Raw genomic sequence first — 19409 nt, forward strand, 5'->3', positions numbered from 1 at the left:
AGCCGCGGACGCGGACGGGCCCCGGTGCGCGCACCGGGCGCCGGGGCCCACCCCCCGCCCCCCCCCCCACCCCCCGCCCGGGCCGGGGCGGGCCCCCGGGCCCCCCCCCGCGCCCCGTCCGTACTGCGGAGGATGGGAGATTCGAACTCCCGAGGGGTTGCCCCCAACCCGCTTTCCAAGCGAGCGCCATAGGCCACTAGGCGAATCCTCCAGGTACGGCAGCGATCCTACCGGTCGCCCGCGCGGCGGTCGCCGGGACACCACCGGGCGGGCCGTCCGACGCGTCGTGCGGCATCCTGCACCCGAGCGCGGTTCACCGGGCGGTCGGCGGGGAACGGCCTGGAACCGCGGGCCGGAGGACGAGGAGGGTCAGGACATGGGTGAGCACGACGAGGTGCGGCCGGACGTCGTCGAGGCGATCGTCGGCGTGCTCAAGGGTGGCGACGCCGGCGAGCTGCCGGCCGGGGCCACCGCCGCGGAGAAGACCGCGGCGAAGGACCGCTACCTGTCCGAGTTCGTCGCCGAGCGCAGCAAGCGCGACCGCCAGGCGCAGGCGTGGGAGCTGCTGCTGACCCGCAGCTACGACGACCCGCCCACGTGGCGGCAGCTCTTCGACGACCTCGCGCCCGAGGCGCACGCGGAGCTCGGCGAGCTCTACGACGTCCTCCCGGAGGGCGCTCGCGAGGAGTACGCACGCCGGTACGGCGTGCCCTCCACCGTCTGACCCGGCTGCCCGCCCGTCGATGACCCGTCCCGTCACCGGGCCCGGCCGGCTCATCGCCGGCCGCTACCGGCTGCAGTCCCAGATCGGCGGCGGCGGGATGGGCACCGTCTGGCTCGCGCGCGACCAGCTGCTGGGCCGGCAGGTCGCGGTCAAGCAGGTGCTGTCGCCGCTGGGCGCCGACGAGCAGCAGATCGACGAGCAGCGGCAGCGGGCGCTGCGCGAGGGCCGCATCGCCGCCCGGCTCAGCCATCCGCACGCGATCTCGGTCTACGACGTCGCGCTGGAGGGCGGGGCGCCCTGGCTGGTCATGGAGTACCTGCCCTCCCGCAGCCTCGCCGAGGTCCTCGGCGCCGAGGGCGTGCTGCCCGCCGGCCTGGTGGCGCAGATCGGTGCGCAGGTCGCCGACGCGCTGGCGGCCACGCACGCGGCCGGGATCGTCCACCGGGACGTCAAGCCGGCCAACATCCTGATCGGGGAGGGCGGCCGGGTCGCCGGCCTGGTCAAGATCACCGATTTCGGCATCTCGCACGCCCGCGGCGACGTCACGCTCACCCAGACCGGCCAGATCACCGGCACCCCGGCGTTCCTCGCACCGGAGGTCGCCCAGGGCCACGAGATGACCGAGGCCAGCGACGTCTTCTCCCTCGGCGCCACGCTCTACACCTGCCTCGAGGGCCTGCCGCCGTTCGGCATGGAGGACAACCCGCTCGGCATGCTGCACCGGGTGGCGGCGGGGCGGATCACTCCCCCGCACCAGGCCGGGGCGCTCACCGAGCCGCTGCTGCGGATGCTCGCCGAGGACCCGGCCGCGCGCCCGCCCATGACCGAGGTGCGCGACGAGCTGGCCCGGCTGGCCGCCGGCCGGGACGGCGACCCGACGACGGTGCTGCTGGCCCGCACCGACCTGCGCCCCGCGTCCGGGCCCGCCGGCACGGCGGTGTTCGCCGCCGGCGCCGCCTCCACCGCTCCGCCCGCTCCCACCGCTCCGCCCGCCTCCACGGAGACGCCCACGCCGATCCCGCCGGCCGCTGCCCCGGCGGCGTCCGCCGCGGCCCCGCCCACCCCGGTACCGGCCGGCCGCCGGGGACGGCGCCGGGGAGCGTGGGTGGCGGCCGGCGTCGTCGCCGTCGTGCTGCTGGGCGTGCTCGGGGTGTGGCTGGGCACCTCCGGCGACCGGGATCCCGGCGACACGGCCGCATCCCCCACGTCGGCCACCTCCGAGGCGCCCGCCGGCGAGGAGCCGGTGCCCCCGCAGCCCGAGCCACCGGCGGCACCCGTCGCCCCGGCCCCGGACGAGGACGACGACGGTGACGACGACGACGACGACGAGGGCAACGGCGACGGCGACGGCGACGGCAACGGCAACGGCAACGGCAACGGCAACGGCAACGAGGGGAACGGCAACGGGGGCGACGACGAGGAGTCCGGCGGCGATCCGCTGGCCGAGCAGAACGTCCGCGACTTCGTGCGCGACTACCACCGGCTGGTGCTCCGGGACCCGGCACAGGCGTGGGAGCGCACCGGTCCGACGCTGCGCGCGAACATAAGCCGCGAGAACTACATCCGCTACTGGGAGCAGTTCGAGGACGTGCGCCTCAGCGACATCCGGGCGGCGGACGGGCAGCCCACGGCGACCGCCACCATGGAGCTGCGCTACGCCGACGGCCGCCGCGAGACCGGCCCGCACGTGTTCACGTTCCTGGTCCGCGACGGGCAGCTGATCCTGGACAGCGACTTCCCCGCCTGAGCGACCCCGCGGACGACGAAACCCCCGCCCTCCGCAAGGGGAGGACGGGGGCTGTCACTGCTGGCGGTGGCGGTGGGATTTGAACCCACGGAGGCTTGCACCTCACACGCTTTCGAGGCGTGCTCCTTCGGCCGCTCGGACACGCCACCGCCGAAGAGACTACAGGCCCCGCTGGCGGCGGAAGAAGGCACGTAGCAGCGCGCCGCACTCCTCGGCCCGGACGCCGCCGGTGACCTGCGGACGGTGGTTGAGGCGCCGGTCGCGGACCACGTCCCACAGCGATCCGGCCGCCCCGGCCTTCGGGTCGTCGGCGCCGTAGACCACCCGGTCCACCCGCGCCAGCACGCTGGCCCCGGCGCACATCGTGCAGGGCTCGAGCGTGACCACCAGGGTGCACCCGCCCAGCCGCCAGCCGTCGCCGTGCACCTGCGCGGCCGCCCGCAGCGCCAGCACCTCGGCGTGCGCCGTCGGGTCGCCCCGCTTCTCCCGCTCGTTGGCCGCCTCGGCGAGGACCGCGCCGTCGGGCCCGAGGACGACGGCACCGATGGGCGTGTCGCCCCACTGCTCCGCGGCGGCCGCCAGCTCGAGCGCCCGGCCCATCGCGGCGTCGAGGTCGGCCGTCACCAGAACTCCTGGCGACAGTCCGTCTCTGCCCAGCGCGGGTGGGCAGAGACGGACTGCGCGGGGACCAGGTACCGGGCCCTGCTCACGCGGCCCCGTCCAGCGGGAAGCCGACCAGCTCGAGCCGCCCGGCCCATCGCGGCGTCGAGGTCGGCGTCACCAGAGCTCCTGGCGACAGTCCGTCTCTGCCCAGCGCGGGTGGGCAGAGACGGACTGTGCGGGGAACAGGTACCGGGCCCTGCTCACGCGGCCCCGTCCAGCGGGAAGCCGACCAGCTCGAGCCGCCCGACCCATCGCGGCGTCGAGGTCGGCCGCCACCAGGGCTCCCGGCGACAGTCCGTCTCTGCCCAGCGCGGGTGGGCAGAGACGGACTGCGCGGGGACCAGGTACCGGGCCCTGCTCACGCGGCCCCGTCCAGCGGAAAGCCGACCAGCTCGGACAGTTCGGCCAGCGCCGCCCCGGGCTCCACCACCTTGATGGTCGAGAAGCCCAGCGCACGAGCCGGCTTGAGGTTGATGCCTAGGTCGTCGAGGTAGGCGCAGTCGGTCGCCTCGATCCGGCGGCCCACCGCCTCCGACAGCCGGTCCAGCGCCCGCCGGTAGATCTCCGGCTCCGGCTTGCGCACCCCCTCGACCGACGACTCGACGACGGCGTCGAACAGGCCGAGCAGCTCCCCCAGCCGGCCGGTCCGCTCCATCGGCGCGACGTTGTTGGACAGGATCGCCAGCGGCAGCCCCGCCTCCCGCAGCCGCCGCACCGCGGCCACCATGGCCGGCCGCACCTCCCCGTGCAGGGCCGCGAGGACGCGCGCCGCCTCGAGCCGGTGCCCCTGCGCGGCGGCCTCGGCCTCGAAGGCGGCGCAGAACCCGGCGACGTCGAGCTCGTTGCGCTCGAACCGGGCCCAGGCGTTGGTGTCGGGATCGGTCGAGTTCAGCCGCCGGATCAGCCCCTCGGGCAGCCCGGCGTCGCGCTCGTAGGCGGCGAAGGCGGTCATCGGGCTCTCGGTGATGACCCCGCCCAGGTCGAACACCACCGCGGTGACGGTCACGACGTCACCGCCGCGGCCAGCTCGTCGGCGAAGCCCAGCCGGGTGGCGATGCGGGCCACCATCTCGTCGGCCCACAGGTCGTCAGCGGTCACGATCGGTCTCAGCTCCTCTGCCGGCAGGCCGTCGTCGGCGAAGATGTCCAGGTCGCCGCCGGGCCAGCCGGTCTCGTCGTCGTCGAAGGCGCCCTCGGTGTCGACGCCGATCCCGTAGCGCTCCACCACCTCGGCGGCGAGCACCCACTCGAGCATCGTCGCGTCGGAGATCAGCGCCCGCACCATGCCACCCGGGCCGTGCCGCAGCGCCACGAAGTACAGCCGCGAGTCCACGACGAGCACCAGCGGCGGCGGCCAACCGCCGGCGCCCGGCTCGCCCAGCGCCCGCTCGAGCACCGGCAGCTCGTCGCCGGCGTCGGCCGCGAGCAGCTCCACCTTCCACCGCGAATCGACGCGGCTGGCCCGCACCGCGTAGCTGGCCGGCCCCGTCGCTGCCCCGTCGCTCATCGCTTGCGCAGCAGGGTCAGGCCGTCGGCGAGCGGCAGCAGCGCCGTCTCCCACCGCGGATCGGCGGCCAGGGCGGCGTTGAGCTCGGCCAGCGCCCGGTCGGACTCGTCCTGCGGGTCGAGCACGCGCCCCGACCACAGCGTGTTGTCCAGCAGCACCACGCCACCGCGCCGCACCCGGGGGTGCAGCTCCTCCACGTAGGCGGCGTAGCCGGTCTTGTCCGCGTCGACGAACGCCAGGTCGAAGGTCTCCTCCGCCGGCAGCTCCCGGAGGGCGGGCAGCGCCTCCCCGATGCGCAGCTCGATCCGCGCGGCCACCCCGGCCCGCTCCCAGTGGCGCCGCGCGACCGCCGTCCACTGCTCGCTGCGGTCCAGGCACAGCAGCCGGCCGTCCTCCGGCAGGCCCTGCGCGATGCAGAGCGCGGAGAACCCGGTGAACGTGCCGATCTCGATCGCCGTGCGGGCGCCGATCGCCGCGGTGAGCAGCCGCATCAGCACGCCCTGCTCCGGGGCGATCTGCATCGTGCCCGAGGCCTCGCCGCGGGCGGCCATCTCCGCGGTCTCCCGGATCAGGTCGGCCATCACCTCGTCGAGCGGGTCGGAGGAGGCGCGGACGTACTCCGCGAGCTCCGGGGTGAGCAGGAACGAGCGGGGCGTCATGGCGCGTGGGGCGGCAGGAGCGGGCAGGTCGGCGTCATAGCCTCTGATCATGGCCGAAGCCGCACGTCCTGGGGGCGCACCCACCGGTGGAGGGCCGTCGTTCCCGGTCCCGACCATGCCCGCTCCCCCGGTCGGCGTGGTGGGGCTCGGCCAGCTGGGCGGCTCGCTGGCCGCCGCGCTGGCCGCCGCCGGGCGCCCGGTGTCCGGCTGGGACGTCGACCCGGCCGCGCGGGAGGCGGCGGCCGCGCGGGGGGTGCGCATCACCCGGGAGCTCTCCGGCGTCGTCGTCCTCGCCGTCCCGCTGGCCGCGATGACGACGGCCCTCGACGGGCTGACCGTCGACCCCGACGCGACGGTGACCGACCTGGGCTCGGTGAAGGTCCCGGTGCTCGACGCCGTCGGCCGCACCCTGGGCCGGCGCTTCGTCGGCGGGCACCCCATGTGCGGCACCGAGCGTTCCGGCCACGAGGCCACCGACCCGGCGCTGTTCGCCGGTGCCCGCTGGGCGCTGTGCCTGGAGCCGGACACGGAGCTGCCGCGGTGGCTCCGCGTCGCCGAGGTGGCGCTCGCGGTGGGCGCGGAGGTCGTGCCGGTGACCGCCGCCGAGCACGACGACGCGGTCGCCGCGATCAGCCACGTCCCGCACCTGCTGGCCGCCGCCCTCGCCGCGGCCGCCGCCGACGCGGGCCCGCTCGCGCTCGCGCTCGCCGCCGGCAGCTTCCGGGACGGCACCCGGGTGATCGGCAGCGACCCCGGCTTCGTGACGGCCATGGTCGAGGGCAACGCCGGCCCGACCGCCGCGGCGCTGGACCGGGTCCGCGCCCAGCTCGCCCGTCCCTGGCCGGAGCTCGTCGCGGCGGGCCACGCCGTCGCGACCCGACCGGCCGACCGGCGCACCGTCCGGGTGCCGCTGGAACGCGCCGCGCTGCTGGCCCTCGGCCGCGCCGGCGGGGCGGTGCACCGCCGGCTGGCCGCGTTCGTGGAGGGCTGGGTCCCCGGCCGGCGCTGACCGCCGTCCCGGTTTCGCTGCCGCCTCCCCGGGCACGGACCCAGGCATGGACGAGGACGACCTTCTGAAGCGCATCCACACCCTGGTGGACGAGGAGCACGCGCTGCGCGACAGCAGCGAGCACACCGACGAGACGCGGGCCCGCATGAGCAAGCTCGAGGCCGAGCTCGACCAGTGCTGGGACCTGCTGCGGCAGCGCCGCGCCAAGCGCCAGTACGACGAGGACCCGGACGAGGCCCGGGCGCGCCCGGAGCAGCAGGTGGAGAGCTACCTCCAGTAGCCGCCCCGCACGCGGGACGGGGGGTCGCTCAGGCCGAGCGCCGGACCGGCTCCCCGTGCTCGGTGCCCAGCAGGGCCAGCTGCCAGAGCAGCCGCGACCGGGGATCGGTCACCTTCCGGCCGGTCACCGACTCGATCCGCCGCAGCCGGTGCATCACGGTGTTCCGGTGGCAGTACAGGGCGTCCGCGGCGCGGGTCGGCGACCCGTCCGTCGCCAGGAAGGCCGCCAGCGTGTCCAGCAGCACCGCCCGCTCGTCCTCGGGCAGCTCGAGCAGCCCACCCAGGGACTGGCCCACCAGGCGGGAGCGGATCTCCGGCGAGTTGCTCAGCAGCGCCTCGGGCAGCCGGTCGTCGATGCTCACCACGCGGCTCGCACCGGCCGGCAGCGTGCGCACGGCCGTCTCGGCCAGCCGGTAGGCCGCACCGACCGCCGAGGCGCCGACGACGACGTCGGAGACCCCGACCGGGCCGGCCGCGACCCCCCGCAGCAGGGCCAGCAGGTCGCCGGGCCGGATCGCCGCCAGCACCACCACACCCACCTGCACGTCACCGCGCACGCCCCAGACCGACCGGACACCGCGCTTGAGCAGCGTCTCGCCGGGGGCGTCCAGCGCCGGTGCGCCGTCGGGGCCGGGCAGCGCGGCGACCGCCATCAGCCGGCCGTCGAGCGGCATGGCCAGCATCTCGGCGGCGCCGCGCACGAACGAGGGGTCGCTCCCCCGGCCGTCCAGCAGCCCGTCGAGCGCCTGCTGCCGGGCCTGCTCGTCGACGCCGTCGAGCCGGCGCTGCTCCTGCCGGTAGCCCTCGGCGACGGCGGCGCACTCCGCGTCGTTGGTGCGCCAGACCGAGCCGGCGACCTCCAGCAGCAGCGTGTCGTGCTGCCCGGTGCCGTCGCGGGAGACCGCCAGCAGCGCCTCCCAGGTGACCTGCCCGCCGAGCCGGTAGGCCCGCAGCACCGCCTCCAGCGGAAGGCCCTGCGCGGCGCGCCGGCGGCCCACGGCCCGCGCCGACGCCAGGTGGGGGGTGCCCGTGCCGGCCGCGGCGGCCATCAGCGACCGCAGCCCGCTCTCCAGGTTCGACCGGGTGGACACCCGCACGTCCTGCTCGGACTGCTCGACCAGCTCCCGGTAGGCCGGCTCGGTGCGGACCAGCACGTCGATCATCCGGTCGGTCATCGCGTCCAGCTCGTCCATCAGCCGGGGCGCCAGCTGCGCGAGCCTGGTCGCCACCTCCGGACGGAAGGGCTGCACGCGATCACCTCCTGCCGACGCCGCCGCCGACAGCACAACACGGGACGCACATGACTGTGCGGTCAGCCCATTGTGAGTGCGGACACAGCGCGGCAGGGTCGGCCCAGCACAGTCGTGACCCAATCGACGCCGGCCCCCGCGACCCGGCGGCCGTCGGCGAGCCCTCACGGCCTCCGTCCCAGCCGTTCCCACCCGGCTCCCCGGCGGCCGCGTACACCCTCCGTCCCGCCGTGCGAGACGCGGGACACACAGCACAACGCGATCTCGCGATCGCTGTGCGGTGCGCCCATTGTGACCGCCGACACGGCCGTGCACTCTCAGCGGGACGTACTCGCGACCCGACCGCCACCGCCCTGCCCTGGGGTGGTGGCCTCGCCGATGCAGAGGAGCAGTGGGCCCCTTGGCGCAGCCGCCTGGCAGCCAGCGAACGCACGAATCACCGCCCACGGCCCGGCTCGAGATGACCGGGATCAACGTCGCCTTCGGCGGCGTGCTGGCCCTCACCGACGTGTCCGTGACCGTCGAGCCGGGGCAGGTGCACGGACTGATCGGCCCGAACGGCGCCGGCAAGACCACCCTGTTCAACGTCGCGTGCGGCCTGGTCCGCCCGACGTCGGGCCGGATCGTCTGGCGCGGGGAGGAGCAGCGCCGGCTCAAGCCCAGCAAGCTCACCTCCCTGGGCATCGCCCGCACCCTGCAGGGGGTGGGCCTGTTCCCCGGCATGACCGTGCTGGAGAACGTCATGGTCGGTGCGCACCGCCACGCCCGTGCCGGCTTCTTCTCGGCCCTGGTGGCGCTGCCCACGTCCGACAAGGACGAGCGGCTGCTGCGCGAGCGCGCGATGCGGGCGCTGACCGAGCTCAACGCCGAGCAGTACGCCGGCCGCTACCCCGGCTCGCTGCCCTACCCGGTGCAGAAGCGGGTCGCGCTGGCGCGGGCGCTGGTCTCCGAGCCGGAGCTGCTGCTCCTCGACGAGCCCGCCAGCGGTCTCTCCGAGGACGAGATGAACGAGCTGGGCGAGCTGATCCGCTCGGTCGTCGGCCGGATGAGCGTGCTCCTGGTCGAGCACCACATGGACCTGGTCATGCGGGTCTGCGACCGGATCACCGTCCTCGACTCGGGCAAGCAGATCGCCGCCGGCACCCCGGCGGAGGTCCAGGCCGACCCGGCGGTCACCGAGGCCTACCTCGGCGACGCCGTGGACCCGGGGACCGACGCCGACGAGCTGACCCACGCCGACGGAGGACGCACCCATGCCTGAGACCCACGGCAGCACCGCGGCATCCGCCGCCGGCGGCACCGCCACCACGACCCGCCTGCTCGAGGTCGAGGGCCTCACCTCCACCTACGGGCCGGTGCGCGCGCTCGACGGCGTCTCCCTGTCGGCCGAGGCCGGGCGGATCACCGCCGTCCTCGGTGCCAACGGCGCGGGCAAGACGACGCTGCTGCGCACCATCAGCGGCCTGGTCCGCCCGGTCGCCGGCCGCGTGGTCCTCGACGGCGAGGACATCACCAAGGCCCCGGTCGAGGCCATGGTCGCCAAGGGCATGGCGCACGTCCCCGAGGGCCGCGGCGTGATCTCCGAGCTCACCGTCGAGGAGAACCTGCGCGTCGGTGCGCTGTTCCGCGGCAAGGTGGGCAAGGAGGAGTTCGACCGGGTCTACGACCTCTTCCCGCGCATCGCCGAGCGCAAGAACAACGCGGCGCACACGCTGTCCGGCGGTGAGCGGCAGATGCTCGTCATCGGCCGGGCGCTGCTGGCCCAGCCGCGCGTCCTGCTGCTCGACGAGCCGTCCCTGGGCCTGGCCCCCCGCATCGTCGCGCAGATCTTCGGCCTGCTCCGCAATCTCGTCGACTCGGAGAACCTCTCGGTGCTGCTGGTCGAGCAGAACGCCCGCAGCGCCCTGTCGGTCGCCGATGTCGGCGTCGTCCTCAACCTCGGCCGGGTGGTGGTCACCGACTCCGCCCGCACCCTGATGGCCGACGAGGACCTCCGGCACGCCTACCTCGGTTTCTGACCCTCCCCGCACTGCCAGGAAGGCTTCCTCCTCCGTGGACTACTTCGTCAACGTGACCCTCACCGGGTTGACCCAGGGCATGATCTATTCGGCCTTCGCCCTGGCCCTGGTGCTGATCTGGCGATCGACCCGCATCGTCAACTTCGCCCAGGGATCGATGGCCGCGGCCACCACGTTCATCGCCCTGGCCCTGATCCAGGCCGGCCAGTCCTACTGGGTGGCGCTGATCGTCGCCCTGCTCTCGGGCTTCCTGCTGGGGGCCATCGTCGAGCGGGTGATCATCCGCCCGGTCGAGGGCGGCCCCGAGCTGAACGCGGTCATCGTGACCCTCGGCCTCTTCGTCGCCATCCAGGCGCTCATCGCGATCATCTTCGGTTCGTCGTTCCAGTCGTTCCCCACGCCGTTCGGCGTGCGCGGCCTCGAGATCGGTGACACGACGATCCCGCTGACCCCGACCAGCATCTACGTCATCGGCTCGGTGCTGCTGACGATGGCGCTGCTGACCGCGCTGTTCCAGTTCACCCGGATCGGCCTGGCCATGCGCGCCTCGGCGTTCAGCCAGGAGGTCGCCCGGCTCCTCGGCGTCAAGGTCGGCAGCATGCTCACCCTCGGGTGGGGGCTGGCCGCCGTCGTCGGCTCGCTGGCGGGCCTGCTGATCGCCGGCGGCACGTTCGTCTGGCCGGCCTACATGGACGCGCTGATCGTGTTCGGCTTCGTCGCCGCGATCATCGGCGGCCTGGACTCGCCGGTCGGCGCGATCGTCGGTGGGCTGATCCTCGGCCTGGCGCTGAGCTACGTGAGCGGCTACGCCCCGCGCGGCAGCGCCCTGGTCAACATCTCGGCCCTGGTCATCCTGATCGTCGTCCTCCTCGTGCGACCGGGTGGCCTGTTCAGCAGCAGCACGGCTCGGAGGGCATGACGATGAGCGACCTGCAGAGCTCCACGTCCACGAGCGGCACGCCCGGCAAGGCGGGCAAGGCCACCGAGGAGGCCCCCGTCGAGGCCACCGCCGGCGGGGACACGCCCTCGGCCCCGGCGAAGTCCGGCCGCTCGTTCCTCCCCCAGTCCACGCTGCTGCGCCACCTGCTCGTGCTGCTCGGTGCGGCCGTACTCGCGGTCCTGCTGCTCGAGATGACCAGCCCGTACCGCAACTCGCAGCTGGCCACGCTCACCTACTACGCGATCGCCGCGGGCGGGCTGACCGTGCTCACCGGCATCAACGGCCAGATCTCGCTCGGGCACGGGGCGCTCATGGCCGCCGGCGCCTACACCACGGCGCTGTTCCTCGACGCCGAGGAGCCGCTCCCGCTGCCGCTGATCCTGCTGGTCGCCGTCGTGGTGGCCACGGCGATCGGCGCACTCGTCGGGGTGGCCGCGGCCCGGTTGCACGGCCCGTACCTGGCCGGCGCGACGCTCGCGCTGGCGGTCGGGCTCCCCGGGCTGGCGATCTACTTCCACGACACCTTCGGTGGCGAGCAGGGCATGCGCGTCCGCGCCCCGCAGGCGCCGGACTGGTTCGGCAGCTTCATCGACACGGTCTCGGGCAACTCCGCCTCGAGCACCAAGTGGCTGGCCTACGTCGGCGCGATCTCCCTGCTGATCACGTACTTCTTCCTGGCCAACCTGGTGCGCAGCCGCATCGGGCGCACCTGGCGGGCGGTGCGCGACCAGGAGGTGGCCGCGGAGCTGGCCGGCATCAACCTCGGTGCCTGGCGGGTGCTCGCCTTCGTCGTCAGCGCCGCGGCGGCCGGGCTCGCCGGCGGCGTGCTGGCCATCGTGGTGCGCCTGGCCGCGCCGAGCGGCTTCACGATCGTGCTGTCGCTGGCGCTGCTCACCGCGATCGTCATCGGCGGCCTGGGCAGCCTGCTGGGCGCCCTGCTGGGCTCGGCGCTGCTGGTCTTCCTGCCGCCGTTCGTCACCAACCTCGGCGGTGACTTCGGCCTGAGCCAGACCGAGGCGGCCCAGCTGGCGCCGTTCGTCTACGGCGTCGTGCTCATCGTCGTGATGATCTTCGTCCCGGCCGGGTTCGTGGGCACCATCCGCCTCCGCTGGATGACCCGCAAGGCCAGGCGGGCGATGGCCCAGGCCGACGGCGCCAGCAGGGGGTGAGCACGACCCGATCGACCTCTCGTCCCCGACTGCTCCACCCCACCCAGACTCCCGGGCATCCACGCCCGGGCCGCACCAGAGGAGAACTGTTGTCCAGATCCTCCCGTCGACTCCTGACCGCGATCACCGCGGCCACCGTCGCCTCCACCCTCGCCGCCTGCGGCGGCAGCGATGAGGGCGGTGGCTCCTCCTCCAACGGTGGCGGGGGTGAGAACGAGGCCTCCGACATCGGCGTCACCGAGACCTCGATCAAGATCGGCGCCCACTACCCGCTGACCGGTGTGGCCGCTCCCGGGTACAGCGAGATCCCGACCGGCGTCGACGCCTACTTCAACTGCCTCAACGAGGAGGGCGGCGTCTACGGCCGGGAGATCGACTGGATCTTCCGCGACGACGCGTACAACCCCACCCAGACCAGCCAGGTCACCAACGAGCTCGTCCTCGAGGACGAGATCTTCGCGATGATGAGCGGGCTGGGGACGCCGACCCACAGCGCCGTGGTCGACTTCCTCAACGACGAGGGCGTCCCCGACCTGTTCGTCTCCTCCGGCTCGCTGATGTGGGGTGACGACCCGGAGACCTACCCGATGTCCTTCGGGTGGCAGACCGACTACATGAGCGAGGGCAAGATCATCGGCGAGTACATCGCCGAGAACTTCCCCGACGCGCAGGTCGGCCTCTTCCTCCAGGACGACGACTTCGGCGAGGACGGCGAGGCCGGCATCCGCCAGTACATCGACGACCAGATCGTCGCGGCGGAGCGGTACACGCCGGGCAACACCAACGTCGGCCCGCAGATCGCGGCGCTGCAGGCGGCCGGCGCCGACTTCGTCGTCGGCTTCAACGTGCCCAGCTACACGGCCCTCTCGCAGCTCACGGCCCTGCAGCTCGGCTACCAGCCGCAGTGGTTCTACTCCAACGTGGGTTCGGACCCGACGCTGGTCGGCGGCCTGCTGAACCGCTTCAGCGAGGGCCAGGTGTCCGACGCGGCCCTGCTCGACGGCGCGCTGACCACCGGCTACCTGCCGACGGTGGACATGGCCGACAACCCGTGGATCCAGGAGTTCCAGCGGATCTGGGACGAGTGCGGCGGCGAGGGTGAGCTCACCAACTACCGCGTGTACGGCATGGCGCAGGCCTACACCATGACCCAGGCCCTGCAGGCGGCCGGCCAGAACCCGACCCGCGAGGGCCTGGTCGAGGCGGTCGAGCAGGCCGGTGGCGACTGGGAGGGCCCGGTCTTCGCGCCGTTCCGCTACTCCGAGGACAGCCACATGGGCACCAGCGGCATGACCATCGAGCGCATCGTCGGCAACGGCTCCGAGGAGGTGCAGGGCGTCCGCACCACCGACATCGGTGACGCCCCGATCGAGGAGTTCGAGGGCGAGGCGGCGACCCCGCCGGCCAACGCCATCCCGGACGAGGAGTCGGTCGTCGACTGATCGATCCGGCCCCTGACGGGGCACCCCTCGCCCGGCCCCTCGCGGGCCGGGCGAGGACTCAGCACCGGCGGGCCGCCGGTCTCCCTCGGGAGGCCGGCGGCCCGTCCGCCGTCCGGGACAGGGGACGTCCGAACACTTCGCGGCCGAAGTGTGTGCGCTGTTGATCTCCGGGTAGGGGGCGCTGGAGGCGCGCCACCGGTGCGCGAGCGTCGAGGAGGACAGCCATGGTCGAGGGGCCGGTACGCGAGGCGCGGACGATCCGGCGGGCGGTCGTCACCGGGGGCGCGGGGTTCCTGGGCTCGCACCTGTGCGAGCAGCTGCTCGAGCGGGGCGTGGAGGTGGTCTGCCTCGACAACTTCCTCACCGGCTCCCCCGAGAACGTCCTGCACCTCATGGAGCACCCCGGCTTCCGGTTGGTGCGCTGCGACGTCACCGACTACGTGCACGTGCCGGGCCCGGTGGACCTGGTGCTGCACTTCGCCTCCCCCGCCAGCCCCATCGACTACCTCAAGATGCCGATCGAGACCCTGAAGGTCGGCAGCCTCGGCACGCTGCACACGCTCGGCCTGGCCCACGAGAAGGGCGCCCGCTACGTGCTCGCCTCGACCTCCGAGGTCTACGGCGACCCGCTGCAGCACCCGCAGACCGAGGAGTACTGGGGCAACGTCAACCCGGTGGGCCCGCGCGGCGTCTACGACGAGGCCAAGCGCTTCAGCGAGGCGATGACCACCGCCTACCGGACGTCGAAGGGCACCGACACCGGCATCGTGCGGATCTTCAACACCTACGGGCCCCGGATGCGCGCCGACGACGGCCGCGCGATCCCCGCCTTCGTCTCCCAGGCCCTGGAGGGCCGGCCGCTCACCGTCGCGGGGGACGGCTCGCAGACCCGCTCGATCTGCTACGTCGACGACACGGTCGCCGGGATCCTCGCGATGGCCTTCTCCGGCCACGAGGGGCCGGTGAACATCGGCAACCCCGACGAGCTGTCGATGCTCCGGCTGGCCCGGTGGATCGTCGAGCTCACCGGCTCCGACTCCCCCATCGACTACATCGACCTCCCGGTCGACGACCCCAAGGTGCGCCGTCCCGACACCACGCGCGCCGAGCAGCTGCTCGGCTGGCGCCCCCGGGTACCGTCCGAGGAGGGGCTGCGCCGCACCGTCGACTGGTTCGCCGCGCAGCGCGCCGCGACGCACGCCTACGCTGTCTGACCCTCCGTCGCCGCGCGTACGGCTAGAGTCACGCCGAAGCGACGCAGGACACAACTACTCTTGAGCGGCGCGCTCCGGGGGAGCCGCACCCTGCCCGGAGTCGACCCCAGAGAGCGAGCATGGGCCGCCACGCCGATCCCACGACCCAGCGCCGTACGCTGCCACTCGTCCTCATCGCCGCGGGCCTCGCGGCCGTGCTGGTCCTCGGTGGCCTCGCGTGGTGGCTCACCGCGGGCGGCGGCTGCGAGCGCGTGACGGCCGACGTCACCGTCGCCCCGGAGCTGGGTGCGGTGACCGAGGGGCTGCTGACCGACCTGGAGACGTCCGACGGCGGGATCTGCGTCGACGCCGAGGTGACGGCCCAGGAACCGCTGCAGACCGCGGGCGCGCTCGGCGCGCTGGAGGAGGACGCGCTCCCCGAGGTCTGGGTGCCCGACTCCAGCCTGTGGGCGGCCCGCGTCAGCTCGGCCGACCTCGACCAGGCCGGATCGATGGCGGTCTCGCCGGTGGTGCTGGCCACCAGCGGCACGGTGGTCGACGACCTCGGCTGGGCGGAGTCCTCCCCCGGCTGGGCGCAGGCCCTGGGTACCGGCCGGTCGCTCGCGGTGCCCGACCTGGCCGCCAGCGCGGAGGCCCTCTCCGCGCTCGCCGCCGTGCGCACCGCACTGGGTGGCGACGCCGACGCGGACAACGCCGTGGTGCAGGCCGTGCTGTCCGCGGCGCGCAACACGGCCCTCACGCCGGGTGAGGCCCTGGCGGCCGGCAGCGAGGGCAGCGCCGACGCCCCGCTGGTGCCGGTGAGCGAGCAGGAGGTCTACTCCCTCAACGCGGAGGCGGAGACGGCCAACCTCGTCGCCGTCTACCCGTCCGAGGGGTCGCCGGTGCTCGACTACCCGGTGCTGCGGGTCGGCTCCCCCACGGGGCCGCAGCAGCAGGCCGTGGACGCCGTGGTCCAGCGGCTGCTCTCCGCCGACGCGCAGACCGCCGTCCGCGACGCCGGCTTCCGCGGCCCCGAGGGCGCCGCGCCGACCGGCGCCGGCGCCGGGACCGGCACGGTGGAGGCGAGCCCCGCGGTGCTGCCGCTGGAGGCCGAGCAGGTCCAGGGGCTGCTGGCCCGGCTGTCCAGCCTGGCGGCGCCGTCCCGGATCCTGTCGGTCTTCGACGTCTCGACGTCCATGGAGGCCCCGGTCGGCAACGGCAACCGGGCCACGCTGGCCCGCGACGCGGCCAAGGCGACGCTCTCCCTGGTCCCGGACAACTACGCACTCGGCTCGTGGGTCTTCGCCTACCAGCTCCAGGGAGACCGGGACTGGGAGGAGCTGGTGCCCACCCGCGAGCTGGACGACGTGGTGGACGGGCGGGTGCAGCGCGAGATCCTCGCCGAGCAGCTCGACACCATCCCCGAGCGGCTCACCCCGGGCGGGACCGGGCTGTACGACACCACGCTGGCCGCGGTCCGGGCGGCGCGGGACGACTACGACCCGACCGCCGTCAACAGCGTGCTGATCGTCACCGACGGCACCAACGAGGACGACGCCGCCGGCCTCACCCTGGACGAGCTGCTGAGCACGCTGGCCGAGGAGGCCGACCCGAACCGGCCGATCAAGGTCATCGGCGTCGCCCTGGGGCCGGACGCCGACCTCAGCGCCCTGGAGGAGATCGCCGGGGCCACCGGGGGCGCGTCCTACTCGGCGGTCGACGAGAACGACCTGCAGACCGTCCTCTTCGACGCCCTCCGCCAGCGCGGCTGAGCTTTTCCGCGGAAAGTCCCCCCGGACTTTCCGCGGAGAGGCTCAGGGGAGGGCGTCCAGGACCTCGTCGACGGTGATCTGCGCCAGCGCGGGGTCGAGCTCGGTGCCCCAGGGGTCGCCGGTGCCGTCGCCGTGCCAGAGGACGCGGTGCAGCGGTCCGTGCGGCCCGGTCCGGAGCGGCGGCCCCCACAGGTGCGGTGACACCGGGCCGAACAGCACCACCGAGGGCCGGCGGTAGGCGGTGGCCAGGTGCGCGACGCCGGTGTCGCCGCACACGACCAGGCGCGCGGCGGCGACGACGGCCGCGAGCTCCAGCGACGTGGTCCGGCCGGCCAGCACCGCGGACTCCTCCAGCCCGGCGGCGGCGGCCACCGCGCGGGCCAGCCCCACCTCGGCGGGGCCGCCGGTGATCCGCACGTCGTGACCGGCGTCGGCGAGGTGGCGGGCGACGGCGGCGAACCGGTCCGGCGGCCAGCGGCGGCCGGGGAACGCCGCACCCGGGTGGACGACGGCGGCGCCGCGCACCGGCGGCGCGACGGCCGGGACGGCGAGATCGAGGGCGTCGGGGTCGGCGGCCACCCCGAGCCCCTCGGCGACCAGCCGGCACCAGCGCCGGACCTCGTGCTCGTCGGGGTACCAGGTCGGCCCCGGGTATCCGGGGCTGGCGAAGGTGAGCAGCCGAGCCGGTCCCAGGTCGGCCACGACCACGTGCGAGGCGGGGCCCTTGCCGTGCAGGTCGACGGCGAGCTCCGGCGGGGGGCCGGACCAGTCAAGCGGTGCCAGCTCGCGGGCGGGCAGGACCTCGTCGACGGCGTCGATCAGCTCGGCCAGCGGGCGCAACGGCTCCGTGGTCGCGAGCACCAGCCGGTGACCGGGGACGGCGGCCCGCACCGCGCGGATGGCGGGCACGCCGGTGAGCAGGTCCCCCAGGCCGAGCGGCCGCAGGACGACGGCGGTCGGCTGTCCGTTCACACCCGCGAGCGCTCGACCAGGGCCGTGGTGGAGTGGCCGTCCAGGTAGGGCAGGACGACGGCCTGGCCGCCCCAGCTGCGCAGCACCTCCGCCTCGGGCAGGTCGGCCCCGGCGTAGTCGCCACCCTTGGCCCACACGTCGGGCCGCAGCCGGTCGAGCACCTGCGCGGGGGTGTCCTCGCCGAAGACGACGACGGCGTCGACGAACTCCAGCGCCTCCAGCACCCGCGCCCGGTCCGCCGCGGTCACCAGCGGCCGGGAGGGGCCCTTGAGCCGGCGCACCGACTCGTCGGAGTTGATGCACACGACCAGGCAGTCACCCAGCCCGCGGGCGGCCCGCAGCGTCGCGACGTGGCCCGCGTGCAGCAGGTCGAAGCAGCCGCCGGTGGCCACGACGGTGCCCCCGGCCGCCCGCACCCGGGCGATGACCGCGTCGGCGCCGGGCTCGGGGACGACGTCCGGCTCGGGCCGGTCGGCGGCGTCCCAGGCCGCCGCCCCGCCCCGCGCCACGAACGCCGAGGCGAAGGCGACCGCCGCGGCCACCGCCTCACCGGTCACCGCGCCGTCGGCGAGCGCCAGGGCCGCCGCGGCGGCGAACGAGTCACCGGCGCCGCACGGGTCGCCGCCGCTCACGGCCACCGCGGGCACCACCATGGGCGCGCCGGAGCCGTAGGAGAGCAGCGCGCCGCGGGCACCGAGGGTCACCGAGACCGCACCCACGCCCCAGTACCGGATCAGTGCCTCGGCGCGGGCCCCCACGGCGGCCAGGCCCGAGCCCTCGGCCGGGACGCCGGCGGCGGCCGCCACGCGGGCGGCCTCCGCGCCGTTCGGGGTGACCAGCCGGGCGTTCGGCAACGGGTCGGCGCCGCGGGGGTGCGGGTCCCAGACCACGGGGCCGCGGGCGGCGGCCAGTGCCTCGCGGACGGCCGGGTCCGCCGTCGTCCCGCGGCCGTAGTCGGCCACCAGCACGGCGGCGGCGTCGCGGATGAGCGTCGCGGCCTCGGCCGGCAGCTCGCCCAGGACGGCCACCGGTGCGCCGCTGTCCAGCCGGGCCACGGAGTGGTCGCCCACGCGCACCCGCTGCTTCACGGCGGTGCCGCCGCCGGCCGGGATCGCGACCAGCCGGACCCGGCCGTCGAGCAGCGCCCGCAGCCGGTCGGCGCCCTCGTCGGAGTCCAGCGGCGCGACGAGCACGACCTCCCGGGCGGAGGCCGCGGCCGCGATGACGGCGGCGAGCGCCGCGCCGCCCGGGCGCTCCCGCCGCTCGATGTCCTCGACCACCGGCACGGGCGCGTCGGGGGTGAGGCGCGAGGCGGTGCCGACCAGGTCGACGTCGAGCAGCGCGTCGCCGACGACGACCAGCGGCCGGGACGCGGGCGGGGTCCGGCGGCTCACCGGGCGGCGCCCAGCGTCGGGCCGGAGGGCACCCGCGAGGGCTCGGCGAGGACCGCGGCGTCGAACGCCGCGCAGACCAGGTGCAGGGCGACCAGGTGGCACTCCTGCACGGTCGCCGTCCAGGGCGAGTCGATGCAGACCGCCTCGTCGGCGGCGGCGGCCAGCGGATTGGGCGCCGGGCCGGTGATCGCCAGCACGGTGATGCCGCACTCCCGGGCGCGGCGGGCGGCGGCGACGGCGTTGGGCGAGCGGCCCGACGTCGACAGCAGGACCAGCACGTCGCCGGCCCGCCCGTGCGCCTCCACCTGGCGGGCGAACAGCTCGTCGGCCGGGTAGTCGTTGGCGATGGCGGTCAGCGACGACGTCTCGGCGGTGAGGCAGATGGCCGAGAACGGCGGCCGGTCGGCGCGGTAGCGGCCCACCAGCTCGGCGGTGAGGTGCTGGGCCTGGGCGGCGCTGCCGCCGTTGCCCGCGGCCAGCAGGCGCCCGCGGGACTCCCCGCAGAGCACGTCGGCGAGCAGCCGGCCCCAGCGGTCGAGCACGGGCACCTGGGACTCCACCGACCGCAGCGCGGCGGTCAGCGAGGCGACGTGGTCGGCGCCGGTCAGGTGGGTGCAGGTGTCGGGGGACACGATCTCGGCGGCGGTGTTCGGAGCCGCGCTCATCGGCACA

19 protein-coding genes and 2 tRNA genes are annotated in these 19409 nt (G+C 74.9%); 11 read left to right on the forward strand and 10 right to left on the reverse strand.

From position 1 onward, the window contains the following. Positions 1–126: 126 nt before the first annotated feature. Positions 127–211: transfer RNA gene (locus tag ACI790_RS05055), tRNA-Ser, on the reverse strand. A 165-nt stretch (positions 212–376) separates the two neighbouring features. On the opposite strand from ACI790_RS05055, the gene ACI790_RS05060 reads away from it, so the two are divergent. Next, positions 377–724 carry a hypothetical protein gene (locus ACI790_RS05060; RefSeq protein WP_456568697.1) on the forward strand — a complete coding sequence of 116 codons (348 nt, stop codon included), beginning with the start codon at positions 377–379 and terminating at the stop codon, positions 722–724. Between the two features lie 19 nt (positions 725–743). Next, complete coding sequence (locus tag ACI790_RS05065) at positions 744–2471, forward strand: serine/threonine-protein kinase (RefSeq protein WP_456568698.1); 1728 nt, start codon at positions 744–746, stop codon at positions 2469–2471. A gap of 61 nt (positions 2472–2532) precedes the next feature. Here ACI790_RS05065 and ACI790_RS05070 read toward each other — a convergent pair. The 5 genes from ACI790_RS05070 to ACI790_RS05090 all read right to left on the reverse strand — a co-directional run bounded on the left by ACI790_RS05070 (position 2533) and on the right by ACI790_RS05090 (position 5350). Beyond that, positions 2533–2620: transfer RNA gene (locus tag ACI790_RS05070), tRNA-Ser, on the reverse strand. 10 nt (positions 2621–2630) lie between these two features. Continuing rightward, a complete protein-coding gene (locus ACI790_RS05075) occupies positions 2631–3095 on the reverse strand; it encodes a nucleoside deaminase (protein ID WP_456568699.1) in 465 nt (154 codons plus the stop codon). Between the two features lie 397 nt (positions 3096–3492). Continuing rightward, complete coding sequence (locus tag ACI790_RS05080; RefSeq protein ID WP_456568700.1) at positions 3493–4140, reverse strand: HAD-IA family hydrolase; 648 nt, start codon at positions 4138–4140, stop codon at positions 3493–3495. Then, the gene (locus ACI790_RS05085) at positions 4137–4640 is read right to left on the reverse strand and encodes a tRNA adenosine deaminase-associated protein (protein WP_456568701.1); all 504 of its coding nucleotides are present in this window, start codon (positions 4638–4640) and stop codon (positions 4137–4139) included. Before ACI790_RS05085 ends, ACI790_RS05080 begins: the two co-directional genes overlap by 4 nt. Next, entirely contained in the window at positions 4637–5350 is a 714-nt protein-coding gene (locus ACI790_RS05090) for an O-methyltransferase (RefSeq protein ID WP_456568702.1), read from the reverse strand. The genes ACI790_RS05085 and ACI790_RS05090 overlap by 4 nt, the downstream gene beginning before the upstream one ends. 64 nt (positions 5351–5414) lie before the next feature. On the opposite strand from ACI790_RS05090, the gene ACI790_RS05095 reads away from it, so the two are divergent. Both ACI790_RS05095 and ACI790_RS05100 read left to right on the forward strand, forming a co-directional pair. After that, entirely contained in the window at positions 5415–6308 is an 894-nt protein-coding gene (locus tag ACI790_RS05095) for a prephenate dehydrogenase (RefSeq protein WP_456568703.1), read from the forward strand. A gap of 46 nt (positions 6309–6354) precedes the next feature. Continuing rightward, positions 6355–6588 (forward strand): DUF2630 family protein, encoded by a 234-nt coding sequence (locus ACI790_RS05100; protein ID WP_456568704.1) that lies wholly within the window; start codon positions 6355–6357, stop codon positions 6586–6588. A 28-nt stretch (positions 6589–6616) separates the two neighbouring features. Here ACI790_RS05100 and ACI790_RS05105 read toward each other — a convergent pair whose 3' ends face one another. Next, complete coding sequence (locus ACI790_RS05105; protein ID WP_456568705.1) at positions 6617–7837, reverse strand: PucR family transcriptional regulator; 1221 nt, start codon at positions 7835–7837, stop codon at positions 6617–6619. A gap of 460 nt (positions 7838–8297) precedes the next feature. Between ACI790_RS05105 and ACI790_RS05110 the strand changes: the two genes are divergently transcribed. The 7 genes from ACI790_RS05110 to ACI790_RS05140 all read left to right on the forward strand — a co-directional run bounded on the left by ACI790_RS05110 (position 8298) and on the right by ACI790_RS05140 (position 16371). After that, positions 8298–9098 (forward strand): ABC transporter ATP-binding protein, encoded by an 801-nt coding sequence (locus ACI790_RS05110; RefSeq protein ID WP_456568706.1) that lies wholly within the window; start codon positions 8298–8300, stop codon positions 9096–9098. Beyond that, a complete protein-coding gene (locus ACI790_RS05115; RefSeq protein WP_456568707.1) occupies positions 9091–9855 on the forward strand; it encodes an ABC transporter ATP-binding protein in 765 nt (254 codons plus the stop codon). Before ACI790_RS05110 ends, ACI790_RS05115 begins: the two co-directional genes overlap by 8 nt. 34 nt (positions 9856–9889) lie before the next feature. Continuing rightward, the gene (locus ACI790_RS05120) at positions 9890–10774 is read left to right on the forward strand and encodes a branched-chain amino acid ABC transporter permease (RefSeq protein ID WP_456568708.1); all 885 of its coding nucleotides are present in this window, start codon (positions 9890–9892) and stop codon (positions 10772–10774) included. Between the two features lie 2 nt (positions 10775–10776). Then, the gene (locus tag ACI790_RS05125) at positions 10777–11964 is read left to right on the forward strand and encodes a branched-chain amino acid ABC transporter permease (RefSeq protein WP_456568709.1); all 1188 of its coding nucleotides are present in this window, start codon (positions 10777–10779) and stop codon (positions 11962–11964) included. 89 nt (positions 11965–12053) lie between these two features. Then, positions 12054–13406, forward strand: a complete 1353-nt coding sequence (locus ACI790_RS05130) for an ABC transporter substrate-binding protein (RefSeq protein WP_456568710.1) — start codon at positions 12054–12056, stop codon at positions 13404–13406. Positions 13407–13630: 224 nt separating this feature from the next. Further along, positions 13631–14620 carry a UDP-glucuronic acid decarboxylase family protein gene (locus tag ACI790_RS05135; protein WP_456568711.1) on the forward strand — a complete coding sequence of 330 codons (990 nt, stop codon included), beginning with the start codon at positions 13631–13633 and terminating at the stop codon, positions 14618–14620. A gap of 119 nt (positions 14621–14739) precedes the next feature. Continuing rightward, positions 14740–16371 carry a substrate-binding domain-containing protein gene (locus tag ACI790_RS05140; protein WP_456568712.1) on the forward strand — a complete coding sequence of 544 codons (1632 nt, stop codon included), beginning with the start codon at positions 14740–14742 and terminating at the stop codon, positions 16369–16371. Between the two features lie 42 nt (positions 16372–16413). Here ACI790_RS05140 and ACI790_RS05145 read toward each other — a convergent pair whose 3' ends face one another. From ACI790_RS05145 to ACI790_RS05155, 3 genes are read right to left on the reverse strand one after another with little or no spacing between them, the layout of a single operon-like run. Continuing rightward, complete coding sequence (locus ACI790_RS05145; protein ID WP_456568713.1) at positions 16414–17343, reverse strand: glycosyltransferase family 9 protein; 930 nt, start codon at positions 17341–17343, stop codon at positions 16414–16416. Continuing rightward, positions 17340–18737 (reverse strand): D-glycero-beta-D-manno-heptose 1-phosphate adenylyltransferase, encoded by a 1398-nt coding sequence (gene rfaE2, locus ACI790_RS05150; RefSeq protein WP_456568714.1) that lies wholly within the window; start codon positions 18735–18737, stop codon positions 17340–17342. The genes ACI790_RS05145 and rfaE2 overlap by 4 nt, the downstream gene beginning before the upstream one ends. Further along, positions 18734–19402 (reverse strand): D-sedoheptulose-7-phosphate isomerase, encoded by a 669-nt coding sequence (locus ACI790_RS05155; protein WP_456568715.1) that lies wholly within the window; start codon positions 19400–19402, stop codon positions 18734–18736. Before ACI790_RS05155 ends, rfaE2 begins: the two co-directional genes overlap by 4 nt. Positions 19403–19409: the final 7 nt, after the last annotated feature.

It is taken from the genome of Blastococcus sp. SYSU DS0539 (genome assembly GCF_054050855.1).